The 20,692-nt window shown below is 74.2% G+C and carries 13 protein-coding genes; 1 reads left to right on the forward strand and 12 read right to left on the reverse strand.

Annotation, left to right across the window (positions count from 1 at the left end; all coding sequences use genetic code 11):
* Positions 1-26: 26 nt before the first annotated feature.
* The 12 genes from CSPHI_RS11315 to glf all read right to left on the reverse strand — a co-directional run bounded on the left by CSPHI_RS11315 (position 27) and on the right by glf (position 18,366).
* Positions 27-386, reverse strand: coding sequence for a DoxX family protein (locus tag CSPHI_RS11315; protein WP_075693380.1), 360 nt, complete (start codon positions 384-386; stop codon positions 27-29).
* Between the two features lie 82 nt (positions 387-468).
* Positions 469-1,965 carry an acyl-CoA carboxylase subunit beta gene (locus CSPHI_RS11320; RefSeq protein ID WP_084210494.1) on the reverse strand — a complete coding sequence of 499 codons (1,497 nt, stop codon included), beginning with the start codon at positions 1,963-1,965 and terminating at the stop codon, positions 469-471.
* 114 nt (positions 1,966-2,079) lie between these two features.
* Positions 2,080-6,879, reverse strand: coding sequence for a polyketide synthase Pks13 (pks13, locus tag CSPHI_RS11325; protein WP_075693384.1), 4,800 nt, complete (start codon positions 6,877-6,879; stop codon positions 2,080-2,082).
* 42 nt (positions 6,880-6,921) lie between these two features.
* Positions 6,922-8,760 carry a FadD32-like long-chain-fatty-acid--AMP ligase gene (locus tag CSPHI_RS11330; RefSeq protein ID WP_075693386.1) on the reverse strand — a complete coding sequence of 613 codons (1,839 nt, stop codon included), beginning with the start codon at positions 8,758-8,760 and terminating at the stop codon, positions 6,922-6,924.
* A 93-nt stretch (positions 8,761-8,853) separates the two neighbouring features.
* Positions 8,854-9,768, reverse strand: a complete 915-nt coding sequence (locus tag CSPHI_RS11335) for a cutinase family protein (RefSeq protein WP_075693388.1) — start codon at positions 9,766-9,768, stop codon at positions 8,854-8,856.
* Between the two features lie 5 nt (positions 9,769-9,773).
* Positions 9,774-10,271: a DUF732 domain-containing protein gene (locus tag CSPHI_RS11340; RefSeq protein WP_075693390.1), complete on the reverse strand. Its 498-nt coding sequence runs from the start codon at positions 10,269-10,271 to the stop codon at positions 9,774-9,776.
* Positions 10,268-12,181, reverse strand: coding sequence for an alpha/beta hydrolase-fold protein (locus CSPHI_RS11345; RefSeq protein WP_075693392.1), 1,914 nt, complete (start codon positions 12,179-12,181; stop codon positions 10,268-10,270). The genes CSPHI_RS11340 and CSPHI_RS11345 overlap by 4 nt, the downstream gene beginning before the upstream one ends.
* Positions 12,182-12,435: 254 nt before the next feature.
* Entirely contained in the window at positions 12,436-13,464 is a 1,029-nt protein-coding gene (locus CSPHI_RS11350) for an alpha/beta hydrolase (RefSeq protein ID WP_075693394.1), read from the reverse strand.
* A gap of 140 nt (positions 13,465-13,604) precedes the next feature.
* Positions 13,605-14,606 (reverse strand): decaprenyl-phosphate phosphoribosyltransferase, encoded by a 1,002-nt coding sequence (locus CSPHI_RS11355; RefSeq protein ID WP_425429725.1) that lies wholly within the window; start codon positions 14,604-14,606, stop codon positions 13,605-13,607.
* Positions 14,603-15,130 carry a phosphatase PAP2 family protein gene (locus tag CSPHI_RS11360; protein WP_075693396.1) on the reverse strand — a complete coding sequence of 176 codons (528 nt, stop codon included), beginning with the start codon at positions 15,128-15,130 and terminating at the stop codon, positions 14,603-14,605. The genes CSPHI_RS11355 and CSPHI_RS11360 overlap by 4 nt, the downstream gene beginning before the upstream one ends.
* Entirely contained in the window at positions 15,114-17,096 is a 1,983-nt protein-coding gene (locus tag CSPHI_RS11365) for a glycosyltransferase (protein WP_075693398.1), read from the reverse strand. Before CSPHI_RS11365 ends, CSPHI_RS11360 begins: the two co-directional genes overlap by 17 nt.
* Before the next feature lie 37 nt (positions 17,097-17,133).
* Positions 17,134-18,366, reverse strand: coding sequence for a UDP-galactopyranose mutase (gene glf / locus CSPHI_RS11370; protein ID WP_075693400.1), 1,233 nt, complete (start codon positions 18,364-18,366; stop codon positions 17,134-17,136).
* A 172-nt stretch (positions 18,367-18,538) separates the two neighbouring features.
* On the opposite strand from glf, the gene CSPHI_RS11375 reads away from it, so the two are divergent.
* On the forward strand, positions 18,539-20,644 hold the full coding sequence (locus CSPHI_RS11375) for an N-acetylmuramoyl-L-alanine amidase (protein WP_075693401.1): 2,106 nt from the start codon (positions 18,539-18,541) through the stop codon (positions 20,642-20,644).
* Positions 20,645-20,692: the final 48 nt, after the last annotated feature.

The following is a 20,692-nucleotide window of genomic DNA, read 5'->3' on the forward strand; positions in this document are numbered from 1 at the left end:
CCGGCGGGGGGCCGGCCCCGCCCCGCTCAGCCGGCGAGGACGACGCCCAGGGTGACCAGGGCGAAGGCCAGCATGCCCAGGCAGTTGCCCCAGAAGGCGGCGCCGAGGAACCCGGCCCGGACATGGGCGATGGCGGCGGCGATGAAGTAGGCCACCACCCCGGCCACCGCCGCGGCGAGCAGCGAGGCGTCGTCCAGGATGAGGCCGGCGGCGATTCCGCCGGCGGCGAGGAGCTTGATGAGGATGAGGCTCCACCACCAGTCGCGGGGGAAGCCCACCCCGTCGAGGCAGTCGGCGATGAAGGCCGGCGGCCGCAGGGACAGCAGCGCGTCCCCGGCGAGGGTGAGCGCGAGCAACGCGGCCAGGGTGATCTGGATCGTGAACATGGGTCGCCTCTCCGTTGCTTGGTGAGGCGAACATTACGATCCCGGGGCCGCCGCAGGCGCCGGATCACCCCCGATCGGCGGGCTACAGCGGGAAGATGACGTGCTTCTTCTCCTCGGCGGGCAGGTCCTTGCCGCGCAGCTGCGCCAGCGCCCGGCGCAGCTGCACCCGGGTCTGCCGGGGCTCGATCATGGCGTCGATGTAGCCGCGTTCGGCGGCGACGTAGGGGCTGGTCATGTTCTCGTTGTAGAAGTCCACGAAGCGCTGCTTGGCCGCGGGCTGCTGCTCCGGGGGCAGCTGGGCGAGCTGCTTGCCCTGCAGCATCACCGCGGCGGCCTCCCCGCCCATCACCGCGATCTGGGCGGTGGGCCAGGCGAAGTTGAGGTCCGCGCCGAGGTTCTTCGAGCCCATCACCGCATACGCCCCGCCGAAGGCCTTGCGCACGATCACGGTCACCTTGGGCACGCTCGCCCAGGCCAGGGCGAAGCCCAGCTTCGCCCCGCGGTGGATGATCCCGGCGCGCTCCTGCTGCACCCCGGGCAGGTAGCCGGGGGTGTCCACCACGTAGACCAGGGGGATGTCGTAGGCGTCGCAGATCTGGGTGAACCGGGCGCCCTTGTCGGAGCATTCCGCGTCCAGGCAGCCGGCCAGGTGCATCGGCTGGTTGGCGAGCACCCCCACGGTGCGCCCGTCGACCCGGGCGAAGCCGGTGACCAGGTTGGGCGCGTAGTCGGGCTGCACCTCCAGGAAGTCGGCGTCGTCGAAGATGCGGGTGAGCACCTCCATGATGTCGTAGCCGGCGTTGGGGTCGTCCGGGATGATGGTCTCCAGCTCCCGGTCCCGGTCGGTCTCCGCCTCGTCGGGGGCCCGGTACGGGGCGAGCGGCTCGTGCACCGTGTTCGGCAGCCGGTCGAGGAGGTCCTTGACGTAGTCGAAGGCCTCCGCCTCGTCGGCGGCGACGTAGGAGACGTTGCCGTTGCGGGCCTGCTGCTCCGCCCCGCCGAGCTCCGCGGTGGACACCGCCTCCCCGGTCACCGAGCGGATCACCTCCGGGCCGGTGATGAACATCTCCGCCCGATCCCGCACCGCGATCACGAAGTCGGTGGTCACCGGGGCGTAGACCGCCCCGCCGGCGCATTTGCCGAGCATCACCGAGATCTGGGGGGAGCGCCCGGACAGCGGCACCTGCCGGCGGGCGATCTCGGAGTACATGGCCAGGGAGGTCACCGCGTCCTGGATCCGGGCGCCGCCGGAGTCCTGGATCCCGATCACGGGGCAGCCCACCCGGGTGGCCAGGTCCATCAGGGCGCACACCTTCTTGCCGAAGGTGACGCCCACGGAGCCGCCGTAGACGGTCTTGTCGTGGGCGTAGACCGCCACCGGGCGGCCCCCGATCCGGGCGGTGCCGGTGACCACCCCGTCGCCGTAGGGGGCGTCGGCCTCCCCGGGGGTGCGGCCCAGCGCGCCGAGCTCCACGAAGGAGCCCTCGTCCACCAGGCGGGCGATCCGGGACCGGGGGGTGGTCAGGCCCTCGGCGTCGCGGCGCGCCTTGGCGCGCTCGCTGCCGGGGTCCTGCGCCATCTCGAGTCGGCGCCGCAGATCGGCGAGTTTCTCGGCCGTGGTGTGGGTGCTCACGTAATCGTCCGCCAGTTTCCTCGGGTGGGTTGTCCGCTGCGCGCCGGGGCTGGTCCGGCCCTAGCCGACGTCGTCCAGCATCTCGCGGAGCTTCTCGCCGACCTTCGCAATCTCCGGTTCGTCCACCACCGCGAGGTGGTCCCCGCGCAGGTGCACGATCTCCAAATCATCGACGATAGCCGACCAGCCGCCGTCCTCGGCAATCCGCGCGTACCGCGGCTCCAGCTCCACGGCCCCGTCGTGCATCCGCTCCGCGCGGAAGAGCACGGTGCGCGCGTGCACGTCCGCCCAGTCCCGGAAGTCCACCGCGGCGAGGATCCGGTTGTCCACGAAACTGGCCCGCTGGTGCTCCAGCACGCCCCCGGCCAGGCCGGGCCCGGCCTCCCCGCCGGCGAGCAGCCCGCCGAGCAGCTCCAGCATCGCGTCCTCGCCGCGCTCGGCGAGCAGCTCATGGGGCACCTCGAACTCCAGGCCGTAGGTGCGCCTGGCGAAATCGGCGTAGCGGTCCCAGCGGGCGTGCATCTCCTCGGCGGTGTCGGGGGCCGGCTCCGCCGGCTGCACCACGTCGAGCAGGGCGATGAACTCCGGGGAGATCCCCTTGGCGGCGAGCTGGTGGGCGGCCTCGTAGGCGAGGATCCCGCCGAAGCTCCAGCCGCCGAGCACGATCCGGTGGCCGGCGGCGTACCGCTCGATCTCGGGCAGGTAGCCGGCGACCCGCTCGGCGAGGCCGCCCTCGACCCGCTCCACCCCGTAGACGGGCACGTCGGCGGGCAGCCGGCGCACCAGGGGCCGGTAGACGGCGGTGGTGCCGCCGGCGGCGTGGAAGAGGAACACCGCGGGGCGGTCCGAGCCGGCGGGGCGCTCCCGCAGCACCCGGATCACCCCGTCGACCTCCCCGTCGAGATCGGCGCGGAGCAGATCCGCGATGTCGGCGATGGTGGCGCAGCCGGCCAGCGCCGCCGGGTCCACCTCGGCGCCGACGCGTTCGGCCAGCCGGCCGGCGAGCCGGTCCCGCGCCTCGGCGTCGAGCTCCGGCAGCTCGGTGAGCACCCCGCCGGCGGTGGCGCCGAAGACCACCGCCCAGGTGCCGAAGACCAGGCGCTCGGCGTCATCGCGGGGCGGCACCTCCAGGCCCGCCCCGGCGGCCGCCGGCGCCGCGTCCGCGGCCCCGGCCCGGTCCCCGTCCTCGGCGCCGCCCTCGGCGACGAGGCGCTCCACCAGCTCGATCACGTCGCGCACCGCGGCATCGCGCAGGGTCTGCACCTTAAGCGGCGGGATCCGGAAGTCGTGCTCCACCCGGTTCTTGATCCGCATGCCCATCAGCGAGTCCAGGCCCAGGTCGATGAGCGGCAGCTCCAGGGGCAGATCGTCGACGGCGTAGCCCATCGCCTCGCCGACGATGGTGCGCAGGTGGTCGGCGACGCTCACCCCGGAGTCGGGGTCCCAGCCGACCGGGTCGGACTCCACCGCCGCGGGGATCGCGGGCTCCGCGGGCATCGCCGGCGCCGCCGGGGCCGGGGCCGGCGCGGGGGCCTCGCCGAGGATCGCCCCGGCCTCGGCCAGGGGGCGGGTGGCGTCGCCGTCGACGGCGTGCACGGACAGCGCCGCGCCCCCGGGGTGCCGGGTGACCAGGGTGGTCAGCTCCCCGTCCGCGGGCAGCGGGGCGGTCTCCGCCACGGCGCCGATCCGGGCGCCGGGCACCGCGTCGGCGAGCACCGCGTCGAGCAGCACGTGCACGCTGGGCGCGGCCTCGGCGAGGGTGGCGTAGGCCAGCCGGCCGTCCGGCAGCACGGTGCGGGAGCCGGGCAGCCCGCCGCGGGCGGCGGAGGCGGGCCGGGCGGTGGTCCAGTAGCGCTGCCGGCGCCACCGGATGCCGGGCAGCTCCGCGCGCGGCCCCGGCCCCGCCAGGGCCGCCAGATCGATGTCGTGGCCGTGGGCGAACAGGGTCGCCGCGGCGGCGGCGAGGGAGGCCCCGGCGGGTTCCTTGCGCTTGGCCAGGTGCGCCAGCGCCACATCGGGGGCGCCCGCGGCGGCGGCGGTGCCGAGCACCGGCGTCAGCGCCACCGGGTGCGGGGCGAACTCCACGAAGGTGGCGTAGCCGGCGGCGATCGCCCGGGCCACCGCATCGGAGAACCACACCGGGTTGCGGGTGCAGCGGGTGAAGTAGTCCGCATCGTGCACGATGTCCCCGGGCTGCCGGGTCACCCCGCGGTCCACGGAGCTGAACAGGGGCACCGCGATCGGCCGGGGCGCCAGATCGGAGCATTCGTAGTGCAGTTCGCCGAGGATCGGGTCCAGGGCGGCGGTGTGCCCGGCGCCGCGCACGTTGAGCGGCCGGGCCGTGACCTCCCGCGCGACGAGGTGCTCGCACAGCGCGGTCACCGCCGGCCGGGGCCCGCCGACGGTGGTCATCGTCGGCGCGGCGTAGACCGCCGGCTCCACCCCGGCGAATTCGGGGTGCGCGGCGAGCAGCTCGTCGAGCTGGTCCACGCTGAGCCCCACCATGGCCATCGCCCCGGCGGTGTCCGGGTCCGCGGCGGCGCGGGCCTCGCCCTCGCCCATCAGCCGGGAGCGGGCGCAGGCCACCCGCATCGCCTCGGCGGCGCTGAGCCCCCCGGCGGCGTAGGCGGCGGCGATCTCGCCCATGGACATGCCCACCACCGCGGCGGGCCGGGCGCCCAGGGCGCGCATCAGGTCCACCTGGCCGATCTGGATCGCGGTGATCGCGATCTGCGCGGACTCGAGGTCGAAATCGCGCTCCTCGTCGGCGATGAGCCCGGTCAGCGACCAGCCCACCTCGTGGGCGACGACCGGCTCCAGGGCCTCCAGGGTGGCCCGGAACACCGGGGAGAGCTCGGCGAGGTCGCGGCCCATCCGGCGGTGCTGGGAGCCGAAGCCGCTGAACACCCACACCGGGCCCTGGGCCTGGGGGGCGTCCGCGGCGACCACGCCGGGCCCGGCGGCGCCCTCGGCGACCCGGCGCAGCCCGGCCAGCGCCTGCTCCCGGTCCGCGGCGGCGATCACCGCCGCGGAGCGGCCCCGGGAGCGGGTGGCCAGGGTGCGCGCCACCTCCGCCACGCCCGCCCCCGGATGGTCCGCCAGCCAGTCCGCGACATCGGCGGCGGCGGCCCGGCGCCGGGAGGGCAGCAGCCCGGTGATCGGCAGCAGGGCGGGCAGCCCCGCCGCGCCCGGCTCCACCGGGGCGGGGCCGGCCGGCTCGGCCGGCGGGGCCGGGGGCGCGTCGGTGAGCACCACGTGGGCGTTGGTGCCGCCGAAGCCGAATCCGGAGACCCCGGCGACCTTGCGCCCGGAGTACTCCGGCCATTCCCGGGGGTCCTCCACGACCTCCAGGCGGCCGGCGTCGAAGTCGATGTACGGGTTCGGTCCGGCGTAGTGCAGCGAGGGCGGCAGCACGTCATGGCGCATCGCCAGGATCACCTTGATCACCCCGGCGATCCCGGCGGCGGCCTCGGTGTGCCCGAAGTTCGTCTTCGCGCTGCCGAGCAGGGTGGGCCGGTCGGCGGGCCGGCCCCGGCCCAGCACGGTGCCCAGGGCGCCGGCCTCGATCGGGTCGCCGAGGATGGTGCCGGTGCCGTGCGCCTCGACGTAGTCGACCTCCCGGGGGTCGATCCCGGCGTCGGCGTAGGCGCGGTGCAGCACGTCGACCTGGGCGTCCGGGTTGGGGGCGGTGAGCCCGTTGGAGCGGCCGTCGGAGTTGACCGCGCTGCCCCGGATCACGGCGAGCACCTCATCGCCGTCGGCGCGGGCGTCCTCCAGGCGCTTGAGCACCACCAGCCCGGCGCCGTCGGCGCGGATCATGCCGGTGGCGTCCTCGGAGAAGGCGTGGATGTCCCCGGTGGCGCTGAACACGCCGAGCCGGCCGAAGGCCAGGGAGGCGTGCGGGGCGGCGAGGATGTTCACCCCGCCGGCCAGGGCCAGGTCCGCGTCCCCGTCGCGCAGCCCCCGCACCGCCTGGTGGATGGCCACCAGGGAGGAGGAGCAGGCGGTGTCCACCTGCACCGAGGGGCCCCGGAAGTCGAAGGCGTAGGACACCCGGTTGGCGATGATGGAGGAGGCCCCGCCGGTGAGCGCGTAGGGGTGGAAGGCCTTGGGGTCGGCGGCGACGAGCATCGCGTAGTCGTTGTTCGTGGAGCCCACGTACACCCCGACCCGCTCCCCGCGCAGGCCCGAGGCCGGGATCCGGGCGTCCTCCAGGGCCTCCCAGGCCAGCTCCAGCAGGATCCGCTGCTGCGGGTCCATGTTCTGCGCCTCCAGCGGGGAGAGCCCGAAGAACTCCGCGTCGAAGGAGGCGATGTCCTCCAGGTAGCCGCCGCGCAGGTCCAGTTCCCGCAGCGCGGCGGTGACCCCGGCGTCGGCGGAGTACTCCGCCCACCGGTCCGCGGGGGGCTCCCCGGTGGCGGAGCGGCCGGCGATGAGCAGCTCCCACATCGACGCCGCGTCCGGGGCGCCGGGGAAGCGGGCGGACAGGCCCACCACGGCGACGTCCATGTCGGTGAGCTCCGTATCGCGCATCCGGCGGCTCCGGGCGGCGTCCACCCCGGAGAGGTAGGCGTCGTAGGCGGCCTCGTCGGGGTTGTCGTGATCGCCCTCGACCAGGCGCACCGCCAGGGCGTCGATGGTGGGGTACTCGTAGGCGACGGTGGCGTCGAGCCGGATGCCGAGCAGGTCCTCCAGTTCCCCGGAGAGCAGCACCACGTCCCGGGAGGACAGCCCGAAGTCCTCCATGGGCCGCTCCGGGGTGACCTCGGCGCGGGTCAGCCCGGTGGCGGCGACCACCCAGTCGCGCAGCCAGTCCCGCATCCAGGCGACCGTGATCGCGTGCCCCGTTGCGTCTCCCATGTGGCCTTCGCCCCTTTCCGCGCCCCGCGCCGGGGCCCTGCTCTAGTCGAATCGCCCGTCGAGGTATGCCCCGCGGGTGACCCGACGGGCAATCTTACCGGCCGCCGACCTGGGGATCTCCCCCACGCCCACGATGCGCACATCCGCCGGGGTGATGCCGTGCGCGGCGGTGACCGCCGCCCGGATCGCGCCGATCGCCTCGGCGTCGCCGGCCGGATCCCGGTTCGGGTCGCGTTCGGCGATGACCACCAGCCGCTCCACCCCGTCGGCGCCGGGGTCGATGGCGAAGGCGGCGACCACCGCGGGCCGGACCTGGTCGGTGGCCCGCTCCGCGGTGTACTCGATGTCCTGCGGGTAGTGGTTGCGCCCGGCGACGATGATGAGGTCCTTGATCCGGCCGGTGATGTGGATCTCGTCCTCGAGGAAGACCGCGAGATCCCCGGTGGCCATCCAGTCGGCGTCGGCGGGCGCCCCGGCGGCCCGGGAGCCCTCGTCGAGGGTGCCGGCCAGGCGGTTGCCGAAGACCCGGGCGGAGGCCTCCGCGTCGGTGAGGTAGCCCAGCGGGATGTTGGGCCCGTGCACCCACAGCTCCCCGATCACCCCGTCGGGGACCTCGACCCGGGTCTCCGGGTCCACGGCCACCACCTGCTGCCCGCCGACGGATTCGCCCACCGAGGTCAGCGCCACCGCCTCCGGGGCGCCGGGGGCGACCACCTCGGGCCGGCCGGCGTTGAGGGAGTCCCGGTCCACCCAGGTGAACCGGGGGCGGGTCTCCCGCTGCGGGGTGGACACCAGCAGGGTCGCCTCGGTGAGCCCGTAGGAGGGCCGGATCACGTTCTCCGGCAGCCCGAAGGGGCCGAAGTTGGCGATGAACTCGCGGGTGGCCTTCTCGGTGACCGGCTCGGAGCCGACCACCAGCCCGGCGACCCGGGAGAGGTCCAGGTCCGAGTCCGGCCCCGGCACCGCGTGCCGGTTGGCCAGCTCCAGGGCGAAGTTGGGGATCACGGTGTAGACGTGCTCCTCCTCGTTGCGCTTGGACAGCTGCCCCACCCAGCGGTCCGGGTGCTGGATGAAGTCCCGGGGGGTCATCAGGGAGAAGGGCAGGCCCAGGGCGGTGACGAAGGCGCCGAGCACGATGCCCATGTTGTGGTGCAGCGGCAGCCAGGTGACCAGGCGCATCGGGGTCTGCAGATCCGCGGCGGCGAAGATCTGGAAGACGTTGGCGAGCACCGAGCCGCTGGCGATGCGCACCCCCTCCGGGGTGCGCGAGGACCCGGAGGTGAACAGCAGGAAGACCTCGTCGTCGAGTTTCGCCGCGTAGCGGGGGTCGGCCTCCCCGGAGATCCAGTCCTCGGCGAGGCTGTCCGGCAGCGCGTCGACGGTGATCACCCGGGGCCGCTCGGCCTGCGGCAGCTCCCGGAACAGGCCGCGCACCGCGGGCGCGGAGCGGCGGTTGGTGAGCACCAGGGTGGGCCGGGCGTCGGCGAGCACGGCGCGCAGATGATCCCCGTGGCCGGGTTCGGCGGGGTCGTAGAGCGGCATCGAGACCAGGTTGGCGTACTGGGCGCCGAGGAAGCCGAAGAGGTACTCGGGGCTGTTGCCCATGAGCAGCGCCACCCGCTCCCCGGGGTCGGCGACCTGCTGCAGCCGGGCGGCGACGGCCTTGATCCGGCGGTTCACCTCGGCGCGGGTGAAGGAGCGCACCTCCCCGGCGCGGTCCGCGGCGAAGTCGAGGTAGTCCAGCTGCACGGCGTCGACGTCGCCGGTGATGGAGGCGAGCTGGAAGACCATCTCGGCGAGGTTCGGGATGGACATCGTGGGCGGGAACTCGAAGGAGCCGTCCTCCTTGATGAACTGGCTCATCGCCGCGTGCAGGTCCATGGGTTCCTCCGGGGGTCTCGGGTTCGGTGGGGATTCCCCGCCACGGTACCGGAATCTACTTTCGTTTCCGAACCATCGGCGGTTGCGGGGCGCTCAGCGCGCCAGGGCCGCGTCGATGAGCCCGCGCGCCCAGCCGATCACCCACTCCGGGGTGGTGGCGTCCGGGAACACCTCCGGGTTCGTGGCGTACGCGGCGTGCACCGCGTTGCCCCCGGCGTAGTCCCGGGCCCGGGCCAGGGCGTCGCCGATCGCCGGCGGCGCATCGCAAACCACGTCCGCCGGGGCGCAGATCTGGGCGACCCGGTCGGTGAGCTCCCCGAAGCCGCCGGGCCGGGGCCCGCGCATGGTGGCCCCGGGCACGATCGGCTGCACCGCGGCGTTCAGCGGCGCCAGGGCGAGCTCCAGGCCCACCCCGGCGACCGGGACGGACACCGTCGCCGACTGCGCCGGGTCGCGGCGGCCGTCGGCGATGAGCGCCACCCCGGCGACCCGCTCGGCGGGCACCGGGCCCGCCCCGGCGCCGATCGCGGCGGCGACGTCGCCGGCGATCACCGCCCCCTGGGAGAAGCCCACGAGGATGAAGTCGGTGGCCGGGCAGGCCTCGTGGGTGGCGCGCAACTCCTCCTCCAGCCGGGCCCGGCCCGCGGCCTGGGAGTCGTCGTAGGTCATCTCCTGCAGGGCGTTGATGTTGCGGAACTGCGCCGGGTAGGGCAGCGTCCACACGCCCACCCGCTCCGCCGGGTAGGCCTCGCGCAGCGGGCCGGTAATGGTCAGCAGCAGCGAATTCGGGTTCGCGCTCGGCGCCAGCGGGTCATCGTCGGCGCGGGATTCCCAGGTGCCCGGGGCGGCGAGCACCTCCGCGGCGACGCAGCCCGGCGGGTTGCCGGGCGCCGGGCGCGGGTCGGGCCCGGGGCCGGGGCCGGGGCGCTGCGCGAAGTGGTTGAGCGCGCCCACGCCGATGGCGGCGACGAGGACGAGGACGGCGAGCAGGGTGAGGACGCGGCGCATGGCGATCAGCAGTACGCCTCGTCGGCGGCGGCCGCAATCTCCCCGGCGACGTCCCCGGCCTCGCCGTCGACGCGGCCCTGGGCGACCAGCTGGCCGGCCACCGCCGCCACGATCGCGGCATCGGCGTCGGCGCCGCCGCAGTGCGCGTGCCCGGCGGCGATCAGCTGGTCCTCGGTGCCGGTGACGTCGATCCCGGCCTCGTCGAGGGCGGCGAGGAAGTCCTCGTCCGCCGGGGTCAGCGGCATCCGGTGATCCGGGGCGTCCGCGGCGCGGGTGGCCGCCGGATCGGTGATCCGGCGCTCCGCCCGGCCCTCCGGGGCCACCGGGGTGGAGCTCGCGGTGCGCCGCGCGCCGTCCTCCCGCCCCCCGGCCTCGCCGGTGGTGGTGGTGCTCGGGCTCGCCGTGGTGGAGGTCACGTCGGCGGAGTCCACGGTGGCGTCCCCGCAGCCGGCCAGGGCCAGCGCCGCGGCGGCCGCGGCGGCGGCGAATCGGGCGGCCCTCATCGGCGCTCCTCCTCGATCCGGCCGTTGAGCTGGCGGATCCAGCCCCCGGCGAACTCCTGCTCCAGGCCCCCGGCCGGGATCCGGCGCTGCTCGCCCACGGGATAGCCGAAGGGGCCGTTCTCCCAGCCGGTGTCGCCCCAGTGGTCGAAGATGTCCCCGGCGGGCACGATATGCGCCCCGTGCTCCGGGTGGTGGTAGATGATCCCGTGCTCGAAGCGCTGCAGGGCGCCGCCGTCGCGCAGCGGCTCCGCGCCGCCGGCGGGGTGGCCCAGCTCCCCGTCGGGGCCGCCGGATTCGCGGTAGCGTTCCGCGATGGCCCCGGCGACCAGGCGCACCTCGCCCTCACCGGCGCGGGTGAGCATCCCGCGCTGGAAGTCCTGGGCGGCGCCGCCGGCGACCTCCCGGCGCTCGCCGACCGGGTAGCCCAGCGGTCCGGCCTCCCAGCCGGAGTCGCCCCAGGCGTTGGCGAAGTCCGCGCCGACGACATGGGCGCCGGTCTCCGGGGTCCAGTAGATGGAGCCGCCGGTGAAGTGCACATAGCGGCCCGCCCCGTCCGGGGTGGCGCGCTCGGAGGTGGTGGGGAAGCCCAGCGGGGAGTCCGGGCCGCCGATTTCGGCGTAGCGGGCGCCGATCCGGCCCCAGAGCACGTTCGCCCCGGTGTCCGGGTGGTAGTAGGCCCGGCCGTTGGCGAAGTCCTGGGCCACCCCGCCGTCGCCGACCGGGTACTCGTCGGAGAGGCAGTCGCCGACCCCGTCGAGTTCGGCGATCTTCGCCGCGATCGCCCCGCCCACGGCGCAGGTCACCCCGCGGTCGCCCTCGGGCAGGCGCAGCGCATCGGCCAGATGCGGCCAGGCCTGGGTGGTCTCGAACTGCCAGTAGGGCCAGGAGTGGGTGCCGGATTCGCGGAAGCTGACCTCGACCGGCACCTCGGCGCGGCGGGCGGCCTGCACGAAGGTCTCGCTGGTCATCCGGGAGAGCAGCTCCAGGCCCCAGCCGGCGGTGTTCGCGGGCATGTTCGGGGCGACCTCGCCGGGCTCGTCCCACTGGCCGGTGTTGCCGTTGCCGGCGGAGACGTACACGGTGGTGCCCTTGAGCCTCGCCACGCCGAGCTTCGGGTCGTGCTCCCGCCAGCGCTTGGACCCGGGCGGGCCCCACATCTTGGCCGCGTCGTGGTCGCCGGCCTCGCGCATCGCCGCGGCGATCGCCCGGGGCATGCCGGGGCTGGTGGTGTCCAGGTAGCCGGAGAAGCTGCCCACGAAGTCGAACAGGCCCGGGTGGTGCTCGGCGAGGTTCACCGCGGCGGTGCCGCCCATGGACAGGCCCACCACGGCCCGCTCCTCCCCGGCCCGCCAGCCCTCGCGCAGCACCGGGATCAGCTCCTCGACGAGGAAGGTCTCCCACTTGTAGTGCCGCTCGCCCTCGGGGGCGTCCCAGTCGGAGTAGAAGGAGGCCTCCCCGCCCACGGGCAGCACCACGAGCACGTTCTTGTCCCCGTAGAAGCGGTCGATGGTGGTCTCCAGGGTCCACCCGGAGTAGTCCTCCCGGGCGCGCATCCCGTCCAGGTGCCAGACCACGGGGAAGGTGCGCCCCCGGTCCCGGTGGAAGTCGCGGGGCAGCAGCAGCTCCACGGCCACCGGGGCGCCGGGCATCGCCGCGGAGTCGATGAGCAGCTTCACGTGCCGTTCGGTGAGCCACTGCACCTTGGCCACCCGGACCCCGGCGGGCAGTCCGGCGAGATCCTGGTCGGTCTCCCGGATCGGCGCGGGGGCGGCCGTCTCGGCGGGGGCGGGGGTCCACATCGCCGAGCCGCCGGGGGCGGCGGCGGCGCCGGGGGCGGTGAGCGGCGCCAGGATGAGGGGAAGCGCCGCCGCGGCGGCGCGCAGCCGGCGGCGGGGGGCGGTGTCGGTCATCGGGTGGCGTTCCTTTGCGTTCGGTCGTGCGGGGTCGCCGCGGGGCGCCCGGGGGTTCCCCTCCCCCGGGAGGCCGACGTCGCGTCGCGTGTCCTCTTCCTGTCTACCGGCCGCCCGCGTGGATCCCGCGCAGGCGCGCCAGCGATTTAAGGCTCGACCTAAAGTTTAGGGTTTTTCGACGGTCCCGTCGATCGCGAAGGGCGGCCGGGGGAGGATTCCCCGGCCGCCCGCGCGCTGGTCCGTCTAGCCCGCCGTCACCACGCGTTCTGGAAGTTCAGCACGCGCTCCTTGACCTGGGCCAGATCCCGGTCCCAGAGCTGCCAGGAGTGGATCCCGTCCGGGGTGTAGTTCACCGTGAGATCCAGGCCCGCGGCCCGGGCGGCGTTCTCGAACTCCAGGGTGGAGGCCCGGGACAGCGCCTCCAGGCCGATCCCGATCGCCTGATCCGGCAGGGTGTACAGGATGTCCGGCTGGGTCAGGTTCATCGGCAGCCCGGAGGCGGAGCTGAGGTAGACGTCGCCGACGTTCTTCAGCTTGTCGATGTTGAGGAAGGGATCGTTGCGGACCCGCTCCGGGGACATCGGCAGGCCCCACATGTCCAGCGAGTTGTACCCGCCGGCGTCGAGCTGGGCCGCGGCGATCGCCGCGGACATGCCCGGCGCGGTGGTGTGCAGGTAGCCGGAGAAGCCCAGCGCCTGGGCGAACTTGTCCGGGTGGTTGTAGGCCAGGGACAGCGCCGCGGAGGCGCCCATGGACAGCCCGCCGATGGAGTTGCCGGTGGTGGAGATCCCGAAGTGCCGGGCCAGGTAGTCCGGCAGCTCCCGGGTCAGGAAGGTCTCGAACTGGTAGTTGAACTGCCGGCCCGCGGCGTTGATCGAGGGGCGGTTCCAGTCGGTGTAGAAGGAGGCGGTGCCGCCGCCGGGCATCACCAGGTTGAGGTTGGAGTTCTCGAAGGTGTTCGGGGCGTGGCCCTCCCACACCCACTCCGAGTAGCCCTCCGGGCCGCGCAGCCCGTCGAGGAGGTAGAGGGCCTTGTTGCCGCCGTCCCGGGAGGGCACGATCTGCACCGGGATGTGCGTGTCCATCGACGGGGACCAGACCTGGCAGATCTGCACCCAGTGCTTGTAGATGTCGAAGCTGCAGCCGGGGCGCAGGTTCGCCCGGTTCGGCGAGGCCCCGGCCTCGTCGACGCCGAGCTGCAGCGTGCCGAAGACCGCGGCGACGGCGACGAGGGCCGCGAGGACCCGGGTGCGCCAGCCGCGGGCGGCGTGGGTGATGCTCATGTTTCTCCTCATGCTGGGACGGCGGACCGGCCGTGCTCATCGGGCCGTCGATGGGTGTAATCGGCCGTGCTCGGGGCTACGTTACCGAATCGTCACCAAAAGCGTTAGTCGAACCGGCAAACCCATCGCGACCGGGGGCGTCAGCCGCCCAGCCCGGGCGCCACGTACACGGCCATGACGATGGTGGCCACCCACAGCAGGGCCAGGGCCTGCAGCGGCCGGTCGCGCAGCGCGATCTCGTCCGGGCTGCCCGCGTCGCCGCGGTCCACGTCCGCGGCGTAGCGCAGGATCGCCACGGTGAAGGGCACCATCGAGATCTGGTACCAGAGGGTCTCCGCGCCGCCGGCGGCCGCGCCCATCTCGAAGCCCCACAGCGCGTAGGAGACCACCACCGCGGTGGCGGACAGGGTCCACACGAAGCGCAGGTAGGTGGGCGTGTACCCGTCCAGGCTGCGCCGGATCTCCCGGTTGGTGCGCTTGGCCAGGAGCAGCTCCGCATAGCGTTTCCCGGCGGCCATGAACAGCGAGCCGAAGGCGGCGACCAGCAGGAACCACTGGGACAGGGAGATGTCCGCGGCGACGCCGCCGGCCATCGCGCGCAGCATGAACCCGGAGCTGACCAGGGCGATGTCGATCACCGGCTGGTGCTTCCAGCCGAAGCAGTAGCCCAGCTGCAGGGCGATGTACGCCGCCACCACCACCGCCAGGCCGTGCCCGGAGGAGGCGAGGAAGCTCAGCCCCACCGCCGCGGCGATGAGGCCGAGGGCCATGGCGTAGGCCAGGCCCACCGGCAGCACCCCGGCCGCGATCGGCCGGAACCGCTTGGTGGGGTGCGCCCGGTCGGCCTCCACGTCCCGGGCGTCGTTGACCAGGTAGATGGAGGACGCCGCCATGCAGAACACCGCGAAGGCGATGCCGACGTCGGCGAGGGTGCGCCCGTCGGTGAGCGCCTCGGTGCCGGCGGCCAGGGGGGCGGCCACCACCAGGGCGTTCTTCGTCCACTGCTTGGGCCGCAGCGCCTTGACCATCGCGTCGGCGAGGGTGCGCGGGGGATGCCCCTGCGGGTTGGTGGGCTCGTCGATGCCGTAGGTGTGCGGCTCGGAGCCGAGCCGCGGGGGCTCGGCGCGATCGGGGATGCTCACTCGGGTTCTCCTCCTCGGTTCCGGATGGCCGCGGCCGTGGCCCAGCCCAGGGCCGCCCCGGCGGTGACGTCGCCGGGGTAGTGCACCCCCAGCACCAGCCGGGAGGCCATGATCGCGGGCACCCCGGCCAGGGGCGCCCGGCTGCCGGCGATCCCCGCCAGCATGACCAGGGCGGCGGTGGTGGAGGTCGCGTGCGAGGAGGGGAAGCTCAGCGAACTGGGCGTGCCCACCCCGATCCGCACCCGCGGGTCATGCGGCCGCGGCCGGCGCACCACGCGCTTGATCACCACCGAGGCGGCGTGCGCGGTGAAGGCCGCGGCGCCCAGCCGCGCCCATTGCCCGCGGCGCCGGCGGTCCACGGCCCCGCCGATCCCGGCCAGGGCCAGCCAGCCGGCGGCGTGCTCGCCGAAGAGGCTCATCGCCCGCGCGGCGGGCAGCACCCCCGGCACCGGCAGCAGCGCCCGCTGCACGGCGAGCAGCAGCTCGGTCTCGCCGAGGGGATCGCCCTCAATCGCCGAAGACATCGGCCCACCCCCTCCGCGAGCTCAGCCGCCCGTGCGCGGCCCGGTAGCGCCCGCGCAGCTCGTCGAAGCGCTCGGCGACCTCGCGCTGCAGGCGCAGCGCCTCCCGGCCCAGTTCCGCGGCGGTGGCCCGGTCGCGTTGCCGGTAGACCACGCCGCGGCCGTCCGCGGTGGTCACCGTCGCCCCGTCCAGGCGGGACAGGGAGAACCAGCGCGCCTCCAGGGGGGTGAGATTGGCCTGCGGGGTCTCGTGGTGGGCGGGGTCGTGCCGGCGCAGGCTGTGCACCAGGCCCCGGGCCAGCCAACCGGCCTTCTTCACCGGGGCCAGCCGGCCGCCGATGTCGCGCACCGGCACCCCGGGGATCCCGCTCGGCGCGGGCAGCTCCGCGGCGGTGGGCAGCACCCGGGCGTCCGGGTAGCCGCGGCGGATCGCGGCGACCTTCGGCAGCGCGGACTCCAGGATGCCGAAGAGCCGCTCCGGCCCGGCGAGGAAGTCGCGCATCGCCTCGTTCTGCACCGCCACCGTGGAGTACTCCAGGCAGAGCAGGTGCTTGGCGGTGGCCCGGCGCATCGAGCGCAGCAGCCCGCGGGTGTCGCCGTCATGGTGCAGGGCGGCGACGATGAGCCGGTTGCGCAGGTGGAAGTAGGCCTGCCAGTCGATCGCGTCGTCCTTGTCGGACCAGGCCATATGCCAGATCGCGATCCCGGGCCAGGTGGCGGTGGGGTAGCCGGCCGCGGCGGCGCGCAGCCCGTATTCGGCGTCGTCCCATTTGATGAACAGCGGCAGCGGCTGACCGATCCCCTCGGCGACGACCCGGGGGATGAGGCACATCCACCAGCCGTTGTAGTCCACGTCGATGCGCCGGTGCAGGTCCCGGGAGTCGATCTCCTCCCCGGCGGGGTTGCGCCCGTGGCGCCCGCGGTCGCGCAGCGGGTGCGCGTGGAAGTCGTGGTCGTAGTGCACATGCGGGGCGGAGGTCCACATGAACTCGCCGCGGTCGACGACCTCGCCCATGGAGTGCAGGTGGGAGCGCTCCTGCAGGTTGAGCATCTGCCCGCCGACGAGCATCGGGGCGCCGGCGTAGCGGGCCACCGCCAGGGCGCGCAGCACCGAGTCCGGCTCGATGGCGATGTCGTCGTCCATGTACAGGATGTAGGGGCTGCCGGTGGCCCGCGCCGGATCCGAGTCGGGCCCGCCGAGGGCCTCGTACATGATCCGGGAGTAGCCGCCGGAGCCGCCCAGGTTGCCCTGGGGCAGCACCCGCAGCCGATCCCCGAAGCGGCCGGCGACCTCCGGCCAGTCCGGTTCATCGGCGGGGTGCCGGTCGCCCTGGTCGGGCATCAGCACCGCGTCGATCACCGCGTCGACCTCCGGGTCGGAGGACAGCGCGGCCAGCGCGGCGACCGCGTCCGCGGGCCGGTTGAAGGTGGGGATGCCCACGGTGACCCGGGCCGGCGGGGCCGGCCGCAGGCTGCCGTCGGGGTGCCGCTGCGGCCCCGGCGGGGCCGGGGCGTGCCAGGCCGCGGCGTGCAGGGTCACCTCGGTGTCGCAGGTGAGGTCGAACCAGATCCAGCCGCCGTCCTCGAAGGCGTCGAGGGGCACCTCGATCTCGGTGACCCCGTCGCCGACCACCCGGCCGGTGACCGCGATCCGGGCCCCGTCGGTCTTGGAGCGGTACAGGTCCACCCGGGCGGTGCCGCTGAGCTCCAGGCGCAGCAGCACCGAGCGCAGCGGGGTCCAGCGCCGCCAGTAGCTCGCCGGGAAGGCGTTGAAGTAGGTCTCGAAGCCCACCTCGGCGCCCTCCGGCAGCACTGCGGAGGTCCGGGAGGTCGCCCGCACCCGGCCGCGGCCGGGCTCGGGTTCGAGCAGGTAGAGCGAGCGCACGTCGGCCGGCTCCCCCGGTGCGGGCAGCAGGATCCGCTGCAGCCGGGTCTCGCCGGCGGGGCTGGCTTCGGGTTCGACTGCCATGCGGCCGCCTTCCATCGTCGTGGGTCCTCCCCGGATCCTAGTGGCCGCGATCCTGGCGCAGCGGCCTGCCCTCGGTGAAGTGCGGGGTGAGCAGGTTCTCGTGCATGGTCAGCGCCGAGGCGATGGCCATGTGCATGTCCAGGTACTGGTAGGTGCCCAGCCGGCCGCCGAAGAGCACCCCGTTGTCCCGGGCCTCGGCGGCGGCGCGCTCCCGGTAGCGGGCGAGCATCGCCCGGTCCTCCGGGGTGTTGATCGGGTAGTAGGGCTCGTCGCCGGGCCCGGCGAAGCGGGAGAACTCGCGCATGATCACGGTCTTGTCCCGCGGGTAGGAGCGCCGCTCCGGGTGGAAGTGCCGGAACTCGTGGATCCGGGTCCACGGCACGTCGGCGTCGTTGTAGTTCATCACCGGGGTGCCCTGGAAGTCGCCGGTGTCGAGCACCTCGGTCTCGAAGTCGAGGGTGCGCCAGCCCAGCCGGCCCTCGGCGTAGTCGAAGTAGCGGTCCAGCGGCCCGGTGTACACCACCGGCGCCCCCGGGTTGGCCGCGCGCAGCTCCTCGCGGACCTCGAACCAGTCGGTGTCCAGCACCACGTCGATGAGCTCGTGATCGGCCATGTTGGCCAGCCACGCGGCGTAGCCGTCGACGGGCAGGCCCTCGAAGTCGTCGGTGAAGTAGCGGTTGTCGAAGTCGTAGCGCACCGGCAGCCGGGTGATGTTGCCGGCGGGCAGGTTGCGCGGGTCGGTCTGCCACTGCTTGGCGGTGTAGTCGCGGATGAAGGCCTCGTAGAGGGGCCGGCCGATGAGCGCGATCGCCTTCTCCTCGAGGTTGGCGGCGTCCTCGACGGCGATTTCGCCGGCCTGCTCGGCGATGAGGGCGCGGGCCTCGTCCGGGGAGTAGTAGCGGCCGAAGAACTGGGCGATGAGGCCCAGGCCCATCGGGAACTGGTAGGCCTGCCCGTCGTGCATGGCGAAGACCCGGTGCTGGTAGCCGGTGAAGTCGGTGAAGCGGTTGACGTAGTCCCACACCTTGCGGTTGGAGGTGTGGAACAGGTGCGCGCCGTACTTGTGCACCTCGATCCCGGTCTCCGGCTCGGGCTCGGAGTAGGCGTTGCCGCCGAGGTGGCCGCGGCGCTCCACCACGAGCACGCGCTTGCCGAGCCCGGCGGCGGCGCGTTCGGCGATGGTGAGGCCGAAGAAGCCGGAGCCGACGACGATCAGGTCGTAGCGGCCGGCGGGGGCGGGGGCATGGGCGGGGGCGTTGTCCTCAGTCACGACGGTCACCCTAATGGCCCGGGCGGCCCCGGGCGGGGCGGCCCGCCGAGGCGGGGCCGGTGAAACACCACCAATATCATTGGACTCATCCCGCAACACTGGTAACATCCGTCCCTGATTGCTCATATATAACAGGAGCACCCGCCCTCGACATCCGGGAGACTTGAGAACCTTGGCACTCCGACGACGCATCCGCGCCTCCGCCAACGGCCGCCGCAGCCTGATCCTCGGCGCGGTCGCCGCGCTCGCCGCGGCCCCCCTGGTCGCCCTCGGCGGCGGGGCCCCGATCACGCTCACCCAGCAGGAGGGCACCGGCCCCATCGACGCCTCCGTGGTCACGGTGCCGATCGCCGAGGCGATCAACGTCACCGTCGACGACGCCGCGATCGCCACCCAGTCGCTGGCCGACGGGCTGCACCCGGACCGCGGCGTGGTCAAGGAGATCCGCCGCGCCGAGGAGTTCTCCATGTTCGCGCTGACCTGGTACGGCGACCCGGACGTGGCCGTGTTCGTGCGCGCCGAGCGCCCCGACGGCACCTGGTCGCAGTGGTACGACACCGACGCGGACAACCCCTCCGACACCGCCGCCGACGAGATCCAGGGCACCGAGCTGCTCTACATCGAGCCCACCCGGGCGGTGCAGATCTCCACCCACGGCCTGGACATCTTCCGCGATGCCGCCGGCCGCGCCGTCGACGCCGCGGAGGCCGCGGTGGAGCAGGCCCGCGCCGCCGCGGAGACCGCGGTCGGCTCCGCCGGCGAGGCCCCCGCCGGCCCCGGGGCGCCGGCCGCCCCGGCCGCCCCGGACACCCCCGCGCAGTGGGCGGACATCCGCCCGGTGGCCGACGAGGCCGACAGCCTGGACGTCAACGCGGTGCTCATCGACGGCGACGCCGGGGCGAACGAGGGCATCGCGCCGATCGTGGACGCCACCAACGTCACCGGCATGCCGCAGGTCATCACCCGCTCCGGCTGGGGCGCCAACGAGTCCATCCGCTGCGGCTCGCCGACGATCAACGAGCAGGTCAAGGGCACCACGGTGCACCACACCGCGGGCTCCAACAACTACACCGAGGCGCAGGCCGCGGGCATCGTGCGCGGCATCTACCAGTACCACGCGGTCACCCGCGGCTGGTGCGACATCGGCTACAACGCCCTGGTGGACAAGTACGGCAACATCTACGAGGGCCGCTACGGCGGCCTGGACAAGGCCGTGCAGGGCGCCCACTCCGGCGGCTTCAACAAGGACACCTGGGCGATCTCCATCCTCGGCAACTACGAGTCGGTGGCGCCCACCCAGGCCAGCATCACCGCGGTGGGCAACATGCTCGGCTGGCGGCTCTCCCTGGAGGACGCCGACCCCACCGGCACCACCCAGCTGACCTCCGGGGGCAGCTCCTACGCCCGCTACCCGCGGGGCACCACGGTGACCCTGCCCCGGGTCTTCGGGCACCGGGACACCGGGCAGACCACCTGCCCCGGCGACTCCGCCTACGCCCGACTCGCCGAGATCCGGGCCATCGCCAAGGCCAAGTACGACCGGATCCAGTCCGGGGCCGTGGACAACGAGGCCCCCGGGGGCGACACCGGGCTCATCGTCGACGGCGACGGCGACGGCGACGGGCCCTCCGCCGGGGAGGTCGCCGACGCCATCGCCGAGGCGATCGGCTCCACCGGGGCCGATGACGGCGACGCCGACGGCGCGGCCGGGGAGCCCCCGGCCGCCGGGGACGAGGGCGCGCACGCCCACCCCGGCTCGGTGGGCTCGCACAGCATCTTCGCCGCGGTGCTCGGCCTGCTCGGCGCCCCGGGCATCGGCGAGACCGCCGACGAGCTCATCGCCGCGATCGGCGGGCAGGACCCGCAGGCCACCATCGCGGACATCCCGGTGCTGGTGGACATCGTGCTGCAGGCGAACGAGGACAACGACTTCGCCGCCGAATGGCGCGAGGTCCTCGCCACCCTCGGCGGGGTGCTCGGCGACGCCGAGTCCGGGGTGCAGACCGGTGGCACCGTCGCCAATGACGCCGGCCGCGCCGACCCGCTGCGCTACGTGAAGTTCTCCCACGGGATCATCACCTCCTCGCGGACCACCGGCACCCACGCGCTGTGGGGCGAGATCGCCGACGCCTGGGCGGCGCGCGGCTTCGAGACCGGGCCGCTGGGCGCCCCGGTGGGCCGGCAGGCCAAGGACGGCGACCTCTGGCGGGTCGACTTCCAGCACGGCTCGATCACCTTCGACGAGGCCACCGGCGAGATCGCCGTCCACGAGGACTAGCGCACCCGCCGCGCCCGGGGCGCGCCCCGGGCGCGGCGCGCCCCCTCC

The sequence above is a fragment of the Corynebacterium sphenisci DSM 44792 genome (assembly GCF_001941505.1).
Taxonomy (GTDB): domain Bacteria; phylum Actinomycetota; class Actinomycetes; order Mycobacteriales; family Mycobacteriaceae; genus Corynebacterium; species Corynebacterium sphenisci.